Genomic DNA, 15,949 nt, shown 5'->3' with positions numbered 1-15,949 from the left:
GTCGGCGCGAACGCCTCGCCCGGGCTACTTTCCCTGTAGCCCGGCCAAGCGCAGCGCCGCCGGGAGGGCAACGGTTATGGCGTCACAATATTGAACCAGAACTCGAATTTGTCCATATAGCTCAGCAGCTCATCAACTTTGCGATGATCCCCGGTGATACGAACATCGCCCTGTGTTTCAGCCTGCTTCAACGTCTCTTGCTTCAGGATAATCTTGTTCAACGTCGCGCGGTTAAGCGTGATAGACGCATCGGCATCATCAGCCTGCACGTTGGCGCTGTGGTTCAGCACGCCGTTTTCCAGCTCCAGCTTATACTTCCCACCATCGCTGCCTAAATCCACGTTAAAGACCGCTTTCGCATTCGCCGCTTTTTCGCCGTCAATATGCACAGCCAGATAATCAAAGAACATTTCCGGTGACATCGCCTTCACGGTATCCGGGCTTGCCGTATTCGGCGTTGGTCCTTTCACCACGCCGTTACGCAGCTCCTGCGCCCCGGTCAGGTAGAAGTTACGCCATGGTCCAGATTCTGCCTGATAACCCATCTGCTCCAGCGCATCGGCTTCCAGACTACGGGCCGCTTTATTACTCGGATCGGCAAACACCACCTGGTTGGTCACCTGAGCAACCCAACGATAGTTACCCTTAGTAAAATCGGCTTCCGCTTTTTGCATAATGGCATCGGCGCCGCCCATGTATTCAACGTATTTCTTCGCTGCCGCAGACGGCGGCAGTTCATCCAGCGTCGCCGGGTTGCCGTTAAACCAGCCGAGATAGAAGACATAGGTGGCTTTCACGTCGTGGCTGACCGAACCGTAATAGCCACGGCTGGCCCACGCGCTGGCAAGCCCTGGCGGCAGCGCGAAGTTTGCGGCGATTTCATCACGGGTCAGACCCTGGTTAGCCATACGCAGCGTCTGGTCATTAATATAGCGGTACATATCACGCTGACCTTTCATCAGCTTAACCACATTTTCATTGCCCCAGGTCGGCCAGTGGTGCTGAGCGATAATGATCTTCGCTTTTCCGCCCCAGCGGTCAATCACGTCGTTGACGTATTTAGACCACGCCAGCGGGTCACGAATCTTCGCGCCGCGCAGCGAGTAGGTATTGTGCAGCGTATGAGTGACATCTTCTGCGGCTTCAATCATGCCCTTCTCTTCAACGTACCACAGCATTTCAGACGGCGCTTCTGAGCCCGGCGCCATCATGAAATCGTAGGTCAGCCCGTCGATCACCTCTTTCTGCCCGGTATGGGTGATGTAATTGGTTGGCTCGATCAAGGTGACCGTACCGGCTGAAGTCGTGGTACCCAAACCGGCACCCACCTGGCCCTTGGCGTCCGGTTTAAGCAGGTTGCCGTACATATAGCTGGCGCGGCGGCTCATGGCGTTACCGGCCATGATATTTTCCGATACCGCTTCCTTCATAAAGCCCGCAGGCGCATAGACTTTCACTTTGCCCGATTTCACGTCGGCTTCATCCACCACGCCGCGCACGCCGCCGTAGTGGTCAACGTGGCTATGGGTATAAATCACCGCCACCACCGGCTTTTTGCCGCGATTTTTATAGTAAAGGTCCATCCCGACCTTCGCCGTTTCCGCAGAGACCAGCGGGTCGATAACCGTAATCCCCTCTTTACCTTCCATGATGGTCATGTTGGAAAGATCCAGGTTACGAATCTGATAAACACCGTCGGTGACTTCAAACAAGCCGCCGATATTGATGAGCTGAGACTGACGCCACAGGCTTGGATTCACCGTATCCGGCGCTTTCTCGCCTTCTTTAATAAATGCATATTGCTGTGGGTTCCAGACCACATTGCCCTGCTCGCCCTTAATGAGCTCTTGCGGCAGTGGCGCAATAAATCCTTTGTGCGCATTGGCGAAATCGGTTTTATCGGCAAAAGGAAGTTGCGAATACAGCGCGTCATTCGCCTCTTTGGTTTGTGCAGTTGCCGGTTTTCCCGCTTCCTGTGCCATTGCCAAAGGGGACAGCAATGCGCCAGAGCACACGCCAGCGACAGCCATATAGCCCACTAATTTATTGAGTTTCATAAAGCCTCTATTTCTTACATTGCGCCGCGAAGAAGTTTGCTTATTGATATAAGCGGCGGCTGAGATACGGATATTGAATAACGATGGGATAAGATTAACATCGAGCGAGTGGTCTGAAAAAACAATAACCATTTAAATTTAAATTTGCACTGCAAGATCCAATTATATTTAAAAATAAATGAATCGTTTCTCGCCAGGTATCTGCTAAAAAAGATAATAGGCGGCCTAAATACTGAATCAGGTCATCCCATGTATAAAGTCGTTGTTATTCTTCTTGTCGCCACGTTGACTGCCTGCAGTTCTGAGAAACCGGAAACCCTAAACCACATCGACAGGCTTCAGATCCCCGTCGTCCCGCAAAGCCATGCCCCAGGCCAGCCCGCTGAACTCACTTCGCTGTATCAACAGAATGAACGTATCATTGACAACGTTACCGCTGAGTTGAAGACAAACTACCTGCAAAATGTGAAAACCAGGGAGATTTTCAACGTTCATAGCGAGGCGCATCAGGTTTATAACGCCCTGGCAAAACTCGATCAGATGCGGCTTATCAATGGCTATTACCTGAAAGAACGGAACGTCGACGGTCTGCGTCGCGTCAACGGCTCGTTGCAAACATTGGCACCAGGGTAAAAAAAAAGCCCACGCATCATTAATGAGTGGGCTTTCTTTTTTTCGGACCGGCAAAAATATCATTATTGCTAATAAACGTTATGCTTTTCATTCCGTGTTAAAAACGCTCAGGTAAATTCGATATCGACAGCAGATATCCACCGCGCTTGAATTCAATATATTGACCATTTTTCAATGCCGATAATACGTTCAATACGCTGCTGCGCGATAAGTGCGTGCGTTCCTGGATATATTCAAGAATCGATATTTTCATTCGCGTCTCTTCAGGCAGCAAAATCATCTCCTGAAGATGGTTGCGAATCACCGAGTAGGTCCGCTGTTGTACCACCAGCGCATCGCGATAGAAAAGATAGGCCGTGTGGTACGACAGCACGGAGGCTACATCTTCCCATACCCCTTCATCACGGAACACCTGCATGGCGGTTTGCGCATCCACCCGTAAAATCGTTGACTCGACTTCCGCACGCAGCAGATGACCACGCACCGGCTGAATCATCTCAGCAATGCCAAACAGATGGGGGTCATAAACGGTCACAATAAGCAGGCCGTCTGAGGCCCGCAGAATGGAGAGTTCACCTTCAAGGAAGAGAAATAGCTGCGGCTGGTTTTTGTACGTCCACGGCATACGTTTACGCGGGACCACTTTCATTTTTTCAGCGATGGGCTCAAGCAACGCCGTCAGTCGCCGGATGCTCTGCTCCGGACGGATTGGCGGTAAATTCTGCATAGTCTTACCTGTAAAAATTGTACAACGTTGCATTTACGCACGCCGACGGCGCGTCATAAAGCACAATGTTGTTTAAATTCAAACAAACAAAAGTGGCCCGTAGACCGCTTTGTGGCTTCAGGAGTGCAGCGTTAGCGTTTTGCGCCATCACCCTATACAACCATAACCAGGAATCATCGTTTACAACATAAACCCAGCAGAAAAAATTTATCGTTAGCCGGGTCAGAACATCAATCCTTAATATTCAGAAACAGATACATACAGGATTTACCCCAGAGTGAGTATTTTTTCAATTTAAGCTCAACGACCGTTTCATCAGCATTGTCACTCCTCTTCTTTTCGTGAAAAATCGATATGTAAAAAAATACATAACGAGGCAGGGCAATGGTTTCAGGAAAAATGAAGTACGGGGTTTTAGCGCTGATGGTGTGTACCCCGGCGGTGTTCGCCAAAGACATCCGCGTCACCTATGCCGGTTCGATGGGCAAAGTGATGGATCAGGGCCTGGGCCCGGCGTTCAGCAAGGCAGATAACGGTGAATATCAGGGGCAAGGCCAAGGGGCCTACGGGATGGCTCGTCTGCTCGCCAGCCACAAGATTGAGGCCGATGTTTTTGTCTCTATCAACCCAGGTCCGATGCAAATTCTGAAGGACGCAGGGCTGATTGACGATGCTGTGCCTGTGGCCAGCACCAGCATGGTGCTGGCGTACAACCCAAAAGGTAAATATGGCGAGCAGTTTGCCGAAGCCAGCAAGAAGAACGATGGCTCATGGCTAAACCTGCTGGCGAAAAAAGATATCAGCTTTGGTCGTACCGACCCGTATGTCGATCCGAAAGGCCAGAATATTGTCTTCACCCTGATGCTGGCTGAAAAATATTATCAGCAACCAGGTATCGCGATGAAGATCCTGGGCAGCCTGCAGAACCCACAGCAAACCAACCAGGAAGGCGGTCTGTTAACCCGCCTCGAAAGTGGTCAGGTCGATGCCGCCGCGGCATATGAGAGCGAAATTCGCTCCGCGCACCTGCCGTATGTTGCGCTGCCGGACGAAATTAACCTGAGTAACCCGGCGATGGAAAAGCAGTGGTATGACACCGTCAGCTTCACCATTAAAGACAGCAAGGGCCATGATCAGGTTCTGCATACTCAGCCGATGGTGTTTTACGCTGCGGTGCTGAAAAATGCGCCTAACGGTGTTGAACAAGGCGAGAAGTTCGTCAAATTTATGCAAAGCCCACAAGGTCAGGCGCTGTTTAAACAGTATGGCTATGCACAACCGAAAGGAGATGTGCTATACGCTCGCTAAGCCGTCCTGGCAAAATAGCGGGCTGGCTTTCGCTGCCCGCTATTCTTCTACTCTGCATTCCGTTTGTGACGCTGCTCAGCGTCACGCCCTGGCAGCATTTACAGCTGGCGTGGCGTGACGATAACGCAATTGCCGTATCAATGGGTCTGGGCGGGCTCGCGCTGTGTATCACGGTCACCATTGGTTTGCCTGTTGCCTGGTGGCTTTCACAGGCGACGGGTCGACGGCGGTTAATTGCCGAGATGCTGGTGATGATCCCACTGCTAACCCCACCGCTGGCGATGGGGATCTTGCTGGTTTCCGCACTGGGGCCCTATGGTCTGGTTGGCTCCTGGGTCTCAAAAATAGGGTTCACCCTGGTCAACAACCCGGCGGCCTTTGTGCTGGCGCAGATTTACGGTTCGCTGCCCTATTTCATTGTGGTGGCGCGTTCGGCGTTTTCTACCGTGCCGAAAGACATTCTTGAAGCCGGCCAGACGCTTGGCGCATCAGGATGGAATCGCTTTCGCTATCTGACCCTGCCTATCGCCCTTCCCGGCCTGGCTTCCGCCGTCACGCTCGCCTGGGTTCGTGCCGTCGGTGAGTTTGGCATCGTCATGATCTTCGCTTATTTCCCCCAGGGAATTCCCGTCAAGCTCTACACCAATCTGCAAAATGATGGCGTGGATGCCGTCTATACGCTGCTGTGGATGCTGCTGATTGTCACGCTACCGCTGCCGATGATGTGCTTTGCGCTAGGCAGACGCCACGCAGGACAGCGCCGGTAATCAGGCACGGTAAATAGGTCGCAAATCCGATATTCCTGTGTTCAATGTCACAATTGCAGACATAATGAAGTGACGATCGACGGTTACGAAAATATCCTGTGGACGTTTTAAAAAAGGGAAGTCTGACGGGCACGAGAGGAGTATAACTTGTTGAAAATTGGCGGAGAGAGGGGGATTTGAACCCCCGGTAGAGTTACCCCTACTCCGGTTTTCGAGACCGGTCCATTCAGCCGCTCTGGCATCTCTCCGTTTTGATGGTTGCCATCATGCCAGGTTATTTGGCATTTTAACAGACCCAGTCTCCTCAATTGCGTTCAAGTGACGAGTTTGCGAGCAAAACGATGATTAAATGGCCCTGGAAAGCAAGTGATACCGTCGAAATAAGCAATATGCCATGGGCGCAAGCTCTGGCTATTCCGCTATTAGCCAATCTCTCCGACGACGAGCAGCTCAAGCTGGTGCAGCTCGCCGACCGTTTTTTGCAACAAAAACGGCTGGTGTTTCTGCAAGGGCTGACGGCTGAGCCGATTATCGAGGCGCGTATTGCCCTGCTCTTCTGTCTGCCCGTACTCGAACTTGGGCTTGAATGGCTGGATGGATTCCATGAAATCCTCATCTACCCGGCTCCTTTTATCGTGGACGATGAGTGGGAAGACGATATTGGCCTGGTCCACAGCCAGCGCGTGGTGCAGTCCGGTCAGAGCTGGCAACAGGGGCCGATTGTGCTGAACTGGCTCGATATTCAGGATTCTTTCGATGCCTCCGGTTTTAACCTGATTATTCATGAAGTGGCGCATAAGCTCGATACTCGCAATGGTGACCGCGCCAGCGGCGTGCCGTTTATCCCGCTTCGCGAGGTCGCAGGATGGGAACACGACCTTCATGCAGCCATGAACAACATTCAGGATGAGATTGATTTAGTTGGCGAAAATGCTGCCAGCATCGATGCCTACGCGGCGACCGACCCCGCAGAATGTTTTGCCGTCTTGTCTGAGTATTTTTTCAGCGCACCAGAACTTTTCGCCCCACGCTTCCCTGCCCTGTGGCAACGTTTCTGCAGCTTCTACCGTCAGGACCCACTACAGCGGCTGCGTGATAACAGCGAACAGGGTGAAAACTCGCCAGTAGTTCACTAAAACGGCATCTTGCGCTAAATTCATTCATTTGAATCAGCAAGTTAAATTTAGTGTTGACACAAATATCGGGTGCCAGTACTATGCGCCTCGTTCAAACGATTCCTCTGTAGTTCAGTCGGTAGAACGGCGGACTGTTAATCCGTATGTCACTGGTTCGAGTCCAGTCAGAGGAGCCATATTTAAGAAGCCTGCTTAGGAAACTAAGCGGGCTTTTTGCTTTTCTGCATCTGGTGCGTCCGGCTGGCGTTAGCTTAACGGAATGGCGGTTCGTTGAACGAATGGAGTCCTCTGCTATGGCACTCACTAACATCGCTATGCGGAAACTTCATCCTCAGCCTGTGCCAAATCCAGTAATCCCGGTCACAAGCTGCACGAGTAAATCACCGGCTTTAACCGATTGGTTATCAAGAATTTTAATCCTGGCCGCATACCCGTCCACTTCTGGAATAATAAAACGCCTGATGACAATCACCAGGCGTTTTATGCGTTGAAAACAACCAGAACATATCAGAACTGGTATTTCACATTAATATAAGCATTCACTTCATTATCAACATCATGGCCGAATTCGGTATTCACTCGAGTATCCGCACTCCATTTATTGGAGAACTTCGCTTCCAGGCCTACACCAGTATCGCCCCCATTGAGGTTCTGACCAGAAAAATCATAGTCATCAGTGTGGAATTGGGTATCCGTAGAAAACTGAGCGAGATAGGCCAGTTCAACGTAGGGTTTCAATTCAACATTATGCAATTGATAGTTCGTCCCAGCCTGAATACCCGCTCCCGTAAAACCACCGTCCTGTTTGCCGCTACTGATATCGCTGTAGCCATCGTTGAAACCATCCGTATGAATGTTGTCATAGCCTAACGTCACATAAGGTCTTAACCAGAACTGACGAGTCGCGTTTATCTGCGCCCCCACTCTTCCCTGAACTAACCAACTGCGCCCATCATAATCACTACCGGCGGCAATACCACCATCATGGCCATCGGTACTGTATGACATATCACCATAGGTAAATACGGTATCGGCAAACCAGCCCCAGTTTTTATTATGCGAAAGCAGTTGCTTCCAGTTGGCATAGACGCTGTAGTAGGCGCCATCAATATTATTATGGCCATCCAATGGGCCATTTAACGACAAATCGTTATTCAGGTAACCAAGCGCAAGGCCAGCACCAACAACGTTATCATCCGTAATCCGATGAGATACATCGCCACCAATCTGCATCCCGGTAATATCATTACTGTACTGGGTTACCCCCGCTGTTCTATCGCCACTGGCGTAGATCCCCTGCATCCACAAATGACTGCGCTCATCCGTTTTAGCGCTATCCATCTGATGGGTAATACCATCAGCAATGCGATGGATCATGTCATCACTGGCCATCAAACCCGCCTGAGCCGATTGGATATCCGCGGCAACATCTTCATCGGAAGGCGTTGGGCCATTACTATAAAAAGATACGCCCCATGTGTTGCCATCGTCAGCCTTTCCCGTCTGGTCGCTCACATCTGTCGCTTGATAAACAACATTATCCATAATGTAAGAACCGCTACGTATAGGCGATAACGTACCGTTTGCCACGCTGCTATCTACGCTGACCTGCTCGCCATCGTCCAGATAGAAATAGGAGACTTTGCCCGTATTGATTAAGGAAGAATCAAGATAATTAACGTTGAAATTAACCGTATCATAGCCGGTAATTTGCATCGCGCTATCAATAGATTCACCGCCAATTACCGCCCCATTATTAATGTTGACTGTAAGCGCTTCATTGATGTCATCATCATTGGAGTCAATATTACCGCGGTAGGCCGTATTTGAGAGATTCAGGGTCATATTTGTCCCCTCACTACCAATATCAGATTCAGAATAACTACTGGCTTCAATATTACCGTTTAGCGTCGAGCCATTAATATTCATCATCATATCGCTGCCGACAAGGCGGACGTTACCATTTACCGTGGAGCCATTAGTGAGAGTAATCTGCGCATCGCTATCACCTTGTGACTGAGCAGAAATATTACCGTCAATCTGGCTATCATTAAGGTATAACGCCGCGCTCCCTTCACCGACGGTATTTCTCGCAGATTGTGCGACCAACATGTAACTCACATCATCGGCGGTTTGTTCGGTACCAACCTGACTGTCATTCACCTGAATCAGTGAATCGCCACCGTCCTCAGCATAGGTATAAATGCCATCCTCAATGCTAGAACCGCTAACAATTGCACTGGCCTGCCCACCATCATGGGTAAACACTTCAACATCCTGTGAAATCGCAGGAGACGAATTCGTCGCTAAGCCAATGGTGCTGTCGTCAATGTAGGCCGTTGCGCCAGCACTGCCCCCCTCCACATGAACCGCCGCACTATGCGTATTGCTCGCGTTATCTGTCGTCACGGTACTGTTTTCAATGGATACCGTCGCCTTAGAATTTGCGCCGTTACTTTTAGCATTGATGGTTTGATCCACTTCAGAATCACTGACTATCGCGTTAATATCACCCGCGGCAGTAATGTCCAGGCGTCCTGTAAACACCGAATTTTCAACGCTCGCAGAGACATCACCATAATACGAATCAAGCCAGAGAGAGTCCGCGTCATTATAATCCATAGAGCCAAAATGACTGTTAGAAATCGTTGCTGTTACATCACCACCGCCAATGAGTTCAACTTCACCGCCACCTTGGGTAGTCAGATTATCAGCATTAAAATTCACACTGCCCTGGTCCGTGTCAGCAATCAACGCCTGCGTGTAAGTTCCTGCATCAATAACAGCATCAGTGAACGTCATATCAATGTTGCCATCAGTATAAAGGCTGTAATAGTCGTTCTGAATATCAACACCATTCATAACAACCGTTTGATCTCCAGATTCGTTATTGTGATTACTGTCAGCTATCGCGTTATAACTACAGAGCGGGCATAAAATTGCCAGGCTAATTCGAGACAAATTAGCTATATTCTTTAGTCTGTTACTATTCATAATGATTGGAGCCCAGTATTAACGACACGGTCAAATAAGACATTATTAATCGATAATACATTAGCACCAGGAATTTACTGTATATCTTTACGTGTCCAATAATGGACATGGGATAATATATAAAATAAAATCAACCTTCGACGGTGGTGCCTCATAGAGCGCATTTTCGGCAGTTAAAAAATGACTATCACATATCCACCACAGTTATGAATTTAACTCATAGCATCTATTTAATCCGCGTAATTATCTTTAGCCGCAATTTCGTTATTCTGGGTATATCGCTTGAATACGCAACATGAGATACGGCTGTTCGCCATCCCCCAGCCTGCGCAGGCTGGGGTTTCATCTGTGGCTAACTAGATATTTTTGTCAAAGAAAACGTCTAACTTTTGCATTGCCTCATCAACGTATTTTGGCACCCAATATGTCTCGATATGGGTAGCGCCATCGATCAGGAAGAGTTCTTTGTCCTTAGTACCGGTAGCTTTTGCGAATGCATCTTCCGTCATATAGCGCGTATCCGCTTTTGTACCGGCAATCATCAGCAGCGGTTTATTGATGAGATTGATATGGTCCGTTACGTCAAAGCTCATCAAATCCAGCAGACTGCTGGTGGTGTATTTAAACGTAGAGTTCGGATGGGCGTGAGTTTTCCAGTAGTACTCGTAGCCCTGGCGATACAAGGCAAAAGGTAATTTAGCAATCTGTTCATCCGTCAGGTTGGCATCGCCGGAGTAAAGCACTTCGCCTCCGGCAGCTTCCTGAGCACGTGCGTCAGAAGCCTGCTGAAGACGCTGCTGGATAGTATCCAATTGCGAATCCTGCATACCGTTGCGGCGCACCAGGCCTGAATTAAACATGCTGATGGTGGCAATCGATTTGAACCGTTTGTCCGTCTCAGCGGCAACGAGTGAATACCCCCCGCCGCCGCAAATACCCAGCAGACCCAGGCGGGCGGTATCGACACCAGGATATTGGCTGATGTAGTCAGCCATACCGTGGATATCCTCAATGCGATTAGCGGGTTTATCCACGCTGCGCGGCAACCCACCGCTGGCGCCCTGATACGCCGCATCGGCGGTAATCGTGATGTAGCCCTGTTCGGCGAGACGCTGGGCATACAACCCGGCGACCTGTTCTTTTACGCCGCCATTAGGATGGGCCACCACCACGGCAGGGTATTTTTTGGCGGGATCGTAGTGAGCAGGGGTATAGACATTCGCAGCAATCTGGATGCCATGCAGATCGTATTTCACGGGGTGAATGTTGACCTTGCCTTTGACGTTCTCAGTAATGGCACCGTCATAAACGAGTGTGAATGGATTTTTTTTGTAATCAGCCGCATTGACTGAAGTCGCTCCGGCCATTGCCGTGAGCAGCATTGCACTGATAAGCGTGAATTTCATGGTCTCTCCCGATGAGTGTCGGCCTGGTTATGCAGGCTCGCGGATTTAAATGTGCAGGCTCAGATTAGGGCGAGAGGACTGTCAGCCAGGTGACAGAGGAATAACATTTTTGTCAGGAAATGGGCCGAGATGTCTCAGCGATTCTGACAATGCTGTCAGGTAACTGTCAGCTTTATGTTGGCAACCAGGAGGCAAAATAGTCTCAGTCACAGGGTTGTTCAGGTATTGATGCACCGTTGAAAAGTTAAGAGGAAGTCCCGTCATGCGCCTGTTGTTAGTTGAAGATGAAGAAAAAACGTCAACCTATCTCAACCGCGCGTTGAGTGAGTCCGGATTTACGGTAGATGTCTCTGCAGACGGTGCTGAAGGTCTTCATTACGCGCTGGAATTCGACTACGACGCGATAATCCTGGATGTGATGTTGCCGGGGATGGATGGCTACCGAGTACTTGAGGGGGTGCGAGCAGCCAAACAGACGCCGGTGCTGATGCTCTCGGCTCGTGGCTCGGTCGATGAACGCGTCAAAGGGCTGCGTCTTGGCGCGGATGATTATCTCCCCAAGCCCTTTTCGCTGATTGAGCTGGTGGCGCGTATTCAGGCCCTGGTGCGCCGCCGCGCTACAGATGGCGCGGACATCACCCAGCTGCAAATTCACGATCTGCATCTCGACCTGCTGGCTCGTCGCGTATTTCGCGCCGGAACGCGACTGGAACTGACTGCGAAAGAGTTTTCTCTGCTGAGCCTTTTGGCCCGGCATCAGGGAGAGATTCTGTCAAAAATGATGATAGCTGAGCAGATATGGGACATGAATTTCGACAGTGATGCCAACGTGGTTGAAGTGGCCATTAAACGGCTTCGAGCCAAAGTGGATGCGCCGTTCGATATCAAACTACTGCATACCGTTCGAGGCATGGGGTATGTCCTCGAAGTCCGGTCAGAATAATAAAGGGGATAAGCATGCCTAAGCGTTCCATCTCCGTTCACCTGGCGCTGATGTTTGCCTTATCCGCGCTGCTGATTGTGTCCGTTATCGGCATCCTGCTCAGAAGCTCCTTGCATGACTCTTTGCAAAAGCAGATGCACAACGAATTGTTGTTCCGCGAATCATTAATGAGCCCGTGGATCACCGCACGAACCTCGGCTGACGGCTGGTCGACATTGGCCAATAAATTCACCGTATTAACCAATTCTGAAGGCGAACGCGTTCGCTACTGGATAGTGAGCGATAACCCACGCTTTAGCATGGGGGGAACACCACCAGTGGGTGTTCAGTGGTCTTCGTTACAGGAAGGCTTTAATAAAGTGCCAGGTGCATCAGAAGGTGCATGCTCGCTGTTCCTGTTAGTGAAAACTATACCCACCAACGGTGACAGGCCTGAGCTGCGCTATGTGGTTGCCATCGACTCCACGCCGTACATGGGCACACTCGATGCCTTCACGCGTACGCTGCTGATCATTACCGCACTGGGCGTCGTGATTGTCGCCTTACTGGGATACGCCGTTTCAAGGATCGGTCTTCGTCCCGTTGGGGCGCTCAGTAAACAGGCCCGGCAACTCGCTCCCGGGGACCATGGTCAGCGCCTGAATACCGAAGCATTACCTGACGAATTACAGCAGTTAGCATCCTCTTTTAATGGCGTGCTGGAACGGCAAGAGGTCGCCTGGCGACAACTCGAAAGCTTTAATGCCGATGTTGCGCATGAACTTCGAACCCCACTAACTAACCTGATTGGCCAGACGCAGTTAGGTCTCTCACGCCGACGCTCGCAGGATGAACTGGAAGAGTTACTGGGCTCCAACCTGGAAGAACTTGAACGCATGACCTCGATAGTAAACGACATGCTGTTCCTGTCCCATGCTCACGCGGGTGAGCATGCTTCCCAGCTTACGCAGGTGTCTCTGCGGGAAGAAACCCTGAAAACAGCGGAGTACGTTGAACCTTCTTTTGCTGAAAAACAGCTTTCTCTGGATATAGAGGGCAACGTCACCGCACATATCGACCGGCGGCTTTTCCACCGCTCCCTGGCTAATTTACTGGAAAACAGCGCAAGACATTCACCGTCCAATAGCACGGTTACGGTGCGCTTAAGCGAAAAAGGTCATCAAGCCTGTGTTGAAGTGTCAAATCCGGGCGAGCCGATAGCGCCAGAGCACTTACACCGGCTTTTCGAGCGTTTTTATCGCGTTGACACCTCCCGGGCCAGGAGTGATACCCACCATGGGCTGGGCCTGTCGATCGTCCGCGCCGTCGCCATTATGCACCGGGGAGATGTCTTTGCCCGTAGTGATGCTGGCATCAATACTTTTGGCCTCACCTTTGCGATACAAGCGGATAAAACGTCTGGCAATGCTCACTCCGGCACTGAGCCGGGACTCGGCTTAGCTGACAGAATTGTCAGGGGGGCGTCAGCCTGACGTCATCACCCTCTCGATAAAATCATGGCAGGCAATCCCCTCTTCATTGATAAGGACGCTTTGCATGACCGGACATTTACGTTACCTCGGGCTGTTACTACCTATTACATTTTCATCCTGGGCAGCGGAGCAAAATTCCGCTGTCCATATCGCCCAAGCGGGAAGTCAGAACGCGGTGTTCGGGCCAGCCGAGAACTTTACTGGTCGCGTCAGGGTTGATCCTCTCTTCAAACCGGATAACGACATCCGTGTTTCCGGGGCTTATGTCACCTTTGAGCCAGGTGCCCGTTCCGCCTGGCATACGCATCCGGCAGGTCAGCGGCTGATTGTGACTTCGGGCGTTGGGCTCACCCAACAAGAAGGCCAGCCGGTGCAGGTCATCCGCGCGGGTGACGTTGTCTCTTGCCCGGCAGGGGTCAAACACTGGCACGGAGCGGCACCCGGCAGCGCGATGACGCATCTGGCGATAACCGGGGTTGTGGATGGCAAAAGCGTTAACTGGAAGGAGTTAGTGACAGATGAACAATACCACGCCCATTAAGGCATTAGCGGCAGCGGTACTGCTGACCTTTGGTTTTGGTCTCGCGGCACATGCTGCGCCCGTCAATCAAGGAGCCTCAGAAATGAACCACCAACACACGGTTTCAGATACGCTGTCAGCCCGCCAGCAGGCCATTCCGCTGATTGCCACAACAATGGCCAGCAGCCAGATGGATAAGCTGAATGCCGCCCTGAATCAGGGTCTTGACGCCGGACTTACGATAAACGAAGCCAAAGAGATTCTCGTCCAGCTCTATGCCTACACGGGCTTCCCCCGTAGCCTGAACGCGCTTAGCGAACTGATGAAGGTCGTCGAAGCACGTCAACAACGCGGTATCAAAGACGTTGAGGGTAAAAAGCCGGTTGCCCCTATCCCTGTCGGGGATGAGCTTCGCCGTGTCGGTACCGCAAACCAGACAATAATCTCAGGCGCTCCCGTCCAGGGCCCGCTGTTTGATTTTGCCCCGGTGATTAACCAGTTCCTGCAAACGCATCTTTTCGGCGACATTTTCGCCCGCGATAACCTCGACTGGCAAAGCCGCGAGCTGGCAACGGTTGGCGCATTAGCGGCCACGCCGGGCGTCGAATCACAGCTTCTATCGCATACGCGAGCAAGCATGCGGGTCGGCCTGACGGCGTCGCAGCTACGCCAGCTGGCACAGGTTCTGCGCGAACATGGCGAAAGTGATGCAGCAACGCAAGCTGAAAAGGCGCTGCAGCAGGCGCTCAGTAGCAAATAAGGTCAGTTGGTGATAGGAGGTACGCAGTTAATCCTCCGCATTCATGAGTTTGCCAAATAAGGGCAATCAGGGGTGCTAAATAATGAATGCTGACAACTCAGATATGATTGAACGGCAAACATAACGGAGGATGTAATCTTGACGACAATCTTAAAAACGCTGGCCATCTGCGTCATGGCGGGTGGCCTGGTGGCTTAGTCTGTATACGCCGAGCCGCTGGTCATTCAGGAACAGGGAAGCTTTTCTGCTGGTGGCACTATCATCACCGCGCCTGGAACATTTAATGCGAAAAAGCCGCTGGATTCAGCTGGCCAAACCTACCATGGCGATCATGCCTCAGTGTTCTACCAAATTCCGGAAAATCCGCATAAATACCCTATTGTCATGCTGCACGGCGCGGGTCAGTTCTCTCGAACCTGGGAAAGCACGCCGGATGGTCGCGAAGGGTTCCAGAACATCTTCCTGCGGCGTGGATTCTCAACCTATCTTGTCGATCAACCCCGCCGGGGCAGCGCCGGGCGCACGACGGTAGAAGGTACGGTTACACCTAAACCGGATGAACAGATGTGGTTCAACCAGTTTCGCGTTGGCGTGTGGCCTGAGTATTTTAAAGGCGTTCAGTTTTCTCACGACAAAGAAGCACTGAATCAGTATTTCCGTCAGATGACCCCGAATACCGGGCCATTTGATATCAATGTCATCTCTGATGCGATGTCCGCCGTCGTGGATAAGTCCGGCCCGGCAATCCTCTTCACCCACTCTCAGGGCGGTGGACCAGGCTGGTACACGGCGATGAAAAACGACAAGGTCAAAGCCATTGTCGCCTTTGAGCCCGGCAGCAGCTTTGTCTTCCCTGAAAAAGAACTCCCTGCCCCGATGCCAAGCGCGTTCGACACGCTGAAAGGTGAACCTGTGCCAATGGCGCAGTTTATGGCCCTAACCAAAATCCCAATTCTGATTATTTACGGCGATAACATTCCGGATAAACCTGTCGCCATGCCCGCGCAGGACAGCTGGCGCGTACGTCTGGCGATGGCTCGTGAATGGCGTGACGTGGTGAACAAGCATGGCGGAGATGTGACGGTGACGCATCTGCCAGAAGTGGGAATCAAAGGGAATACCCACTTCCCGTTCTCTGATCTCAATAATGTGCAGATTGCTGATTTGGTGAGCCAGTTTTTGAAAGAGAAAAATCTGCAGTAGCCGTTTTAGAAAATCACCTAAAT

Annotated in this window: 13 protein-coding genes and 2 tRNA genes; 10 read left to right on the top strand and 5 right to left on the bottom strand. The window is 51.2% G+C overall.

The window, feature by feature from the left end; all coding sequences use genetic code 11:
• Positions 1-74: 74 nt before the first annotated feature.
• Complete coding sequence (locus ACH1XZ_RS02715) at positions 75-2,057, bottom strand: alkyl/aryl-sulfatase (RefSeq protein WP_395594237.1); 1,983 nt, start codon at positions 2,055-2,057, stop codon at positions 75-77.
• Positions 2,058-2,306: 249 nt separating this feature from the next.
• Here ACH1XZ_RS02715 and ACH1XZ_RS02710 point away from each other — a divergent pair, with 249 nt between their 5' ends.
• On the top strand, positions 2,307-2,690 hold the full coding sequence (locus ACH1XZ_RS02710; protein WP_395594236.1) for a hypothetical protein: 384 nt from the start codon (positions 2,307-2,309) through the stop codon (positions 2,688-2,690).
• Between the two features lie 97 nt (positions 2,691-2,787).
• On the opposite strand, the gene ACH1XZ_RS02705 is transcribed toward ACH1XZ_RS02710, so the two are convergent.
• Positions 2,788-3,417 carry a winged helix-turn-helix transcriptional regulator gene (locus ACH1XZ_RS02705; protein ID WP_395594235.1) on the bottom strand — a complete coding sequence of 210 codons (630 nt, stop codon included), beginning with the start codon at positions 3,415-3,417 and terminating at the stop codon, positions 2,788-2,790.
• 399 nt (positions 3,418-3,816) lie between these two features.
• Here ACH1XZ_RS02705 and ACH1XZ_RS02700 point away from each other — a divergent pair, with 399 nt between their 5' ends.
• Positions 3,817-4,725, top strand: coding sequence for an extracellular solute-binding protein (locus ACH1XZ_RS02700; protein ID WP_395594234.1), 909 nt, complete (start codon positions 3,817-3,819; stop codon positions 4,723-4,725).
• 14 nt (positions 4,726-4,739) lie between these two features.
• The gene (locus tag ACH1XZ_RS02695) at positions 4,740-5,492 is read left to right on the top strand and encodes a molybdate ABC transporter permease subunit (protein WP_395594686.1); all 753 of its coding nucleotides are present in this window, start codon (positions 4,740-4,742) and stop codon (positions 5,490-5,492) included.
• 158 nt (positions 5,493-5,650) lie between these two features.
• Here the strand turns inward: ACH1XZ_RS02695 and ACH1XZ_RS02690 are convergent.
• A tRNA-Ser gene (locus ACH1XZ_RS02690) sits at positions 5,651-5,740 on the bottom strand.
• 93 nt (positions 5,741-5,833) lie between these two features.
• Here ACH1XZ_RS02690 and mtfA point away from each other — a divergent pair.
• A complete protein-coding gene (gene mtfA / locus ACH1XZ_RS02685; RefSeq protein ID WP_395594233.1) occupies positions 5,834-6,628 on the top strand; it encodes a DgsA anti-repressor MtfA in 795 nt (264 codons plus the stop codon).
• Between the two features lie 100 nt (positions 6,629-6,728).
• Positions 6,729-6,804: transfer RNA gene (locus ACH1XZ_RS02680), tRNA-Asn, on the top strand.
• 331 nt (positions 6,805-7,135) lie between these two features.
• Here ACH1XZ_RS02680 and ACH1XZ_RS02675 read toward each other — a convergent pair.
• A complete protein-coding gene (locus tag ACH1XZ_RS02675; protein WP_395594232.1) occupies positions 7,136-9,490 on the bottom strand; it encodes an autotransporter domain-containing protein in 2,355 nt (784 codons plus the stop codon).
• A gap of 488 nt (positions 9,491-9,978) precedes the next feature.
• Positions 9,979-11,028: an alpha/beta hydrolase gene (locus tag ACH1XZ_RS02670; protein ID WP_395594231.1), complete on the bottom strand. Its 1,050-nt coding sequence runs from the start codon at positions 11,026-11,028 to the stop codon at positions 9,979-9,981.
• A 262-nt stretch (positions 11,029-11,290) separates the two neighbouring features.
• Between ACH1XZ_RS02670 and ACH1XZ_RS02665 the strand changes: the two genes are divergently transcribed.
• From ACH1XZ_RS02665 to ACH1XZ_RS02645, 5 genes are all read left to right on the top strand, one after another.
• Positions 11,291-11,971, top strand: coding sequence for a heavy metal response regulator transcription factor (locus tag ACH1XZ_RS02665; protein WP_012606387.1), 681 nt, complete (start codon positions 11,291-11,293; stop codon positions 11,969-11,971).
• Positions 11,972-11,985: 14 nt separating this feature from the next.
• The gene (locus ACH1XZ_RS02660; protein WP_395594230.1) at positions 11,986-13,443 is read left to right on the top strand and encodes a heavy metal sensor histidine kinase; all 1,458 of its coding nucleotides are present in this window, start codon (positions 11,986-11,988) and stop codon (positions 13,441-13,443) included.
• 64 nt (positions 13,444-13,507) lie between these two features.
• Positions 13,508-13,984 carry a (R)-mandelonitrile lyase gene (locus tag ACH1XZ_RS02655; protein ID WP_395594229.1) on the top strand — a complete coding sequence of 159 codons (477 nt, stop codon included), beginning with the start codon at positions 13,508-13,510 and terminating at the stop codon, positions 13,982-13,984.
• Positions 13,962-14,723: a carboxymuconolactone decarboxylase family protein gene (locus tag ACH1XZ_RS02650; protein WP_395594228.1), complete on the top strand. Its 762-nt coding sequence runs from the start codon at positions 13,962-13,964 to the stop codon at positions 14,721-14,723. The genes ACH1XZ_RS02655 and ACH1XZ_RS02650 overlap by 23 nt, the downstream gene beginning before the upstream one ends.
• Before the next feature lie 216 nt (positions 14,724-14,939).
• Positions 14,940-15,926: an alpha/beta hydrolase gene (locus tag ACH1XZ_RS02645; protein ID WP_395594685.1), complete on the top strand. Its 987-nt coding sequence runs from the start codon at positions 14,940-14,942 to the stop codon at positions 15,924-15,926.
• Positions 15,927-15,949: the final 23 nt, after the last annotated feature.

Source organism: Kluyvera chengduensis (assembly GCF_044197065.1).
Classification (GTDB): domain Bacteria; phylum Pseudomonadota; class Gammaproteobacteria; order Enterobacterales; family Enterobacteriaceae; genus Kluyvera; species Kluyvera ascorbata_C.
Note: the sequence above shows the minus strand (reverse complement) of the source record. Positions and strands in the feature narration are given on the sequence as shown.

Bases quoted from the DNA above. Each gene is read 5' to 3' on its own strand.
- ACH1XZ_RS02655 (WP_395594229.1), top strand. From the start codon at position 13,508: ATGACCGGACATTTACGTTACCTCGGGCTGTTACTACCTATTACATTT.
- ACH1XZ_RS02660 (WP_395594230.1), top strand. From the start codon at position 11,986: ATGCCTAAGCGTTCCATCTCCGTTCACCTGGCGCTGATGTTTGCCTTA.
- ACH1XZ_RS02665 (WP_012606387.1), top strand. From the start codon at position 11,291: ATGCGCCTGTTGTTAGTTGAAGATGAAGAAAAAACGTCAACCTATCTC.
- ACH1XZ_RS02700 (WP_395594234.1), top strand. From the start codon at position 3,817: ATGAAGTACGGGGTTTTAGCGCTGATGGTGTGTACCCCGGCGGTGTTC.
- ACH1XZ_RS02705 (WP_395594235.1), bottom strand. From the start codon at position 3,417: ATGCAGAATTTACCGCCAATCCGTCCGGAGCAGAGCATCCGGCGACTG.
- ACH1XZ_RS02670 (WP_395594231.1), bottom strand. From the start codon at position 11,028: ATGAAATTCACGCTTATCAGTGCAATGCTGCTCACGGCAATGGCCGGA.
- ACH1XZ_RS02710 (WP_395594236.1), top strand. From the start codon at position 2,307: ATGTATAAAGTCGTTGTTATTCTTCTTGTCGCCACGTTGACTGCCTGC.
- ACH1XZ_RS02650 (WP_395594228.1), top strand. From the start codon at position 13,962: ATGAACAATACCACGCCCATTAAGGCATTAGCGGCAGCGGTACTGCTG.
- ACH1XZ_RS02715 (WP_395594237.1), bottom strand. From the start codon at position 2,057: ATGAAACTCAATAAATTAGTGGGCTATATGGCTGTCGCTGGCGTGTGC.
- ACH1XZ_RS02675 (WP_395594232.1), bottom strand. From the start codon at position 9,490: ATGAATGGTGTTGATATTCAGAACGACTATTACAGCCTTTATACTGAT.
- mtfA (WP_395594233.1), top strand. From the start codon at position 5,834: ATGATTAAATGGCCCTGGAAAGCAAGTGATACCGTCGAAATAAGCAAT.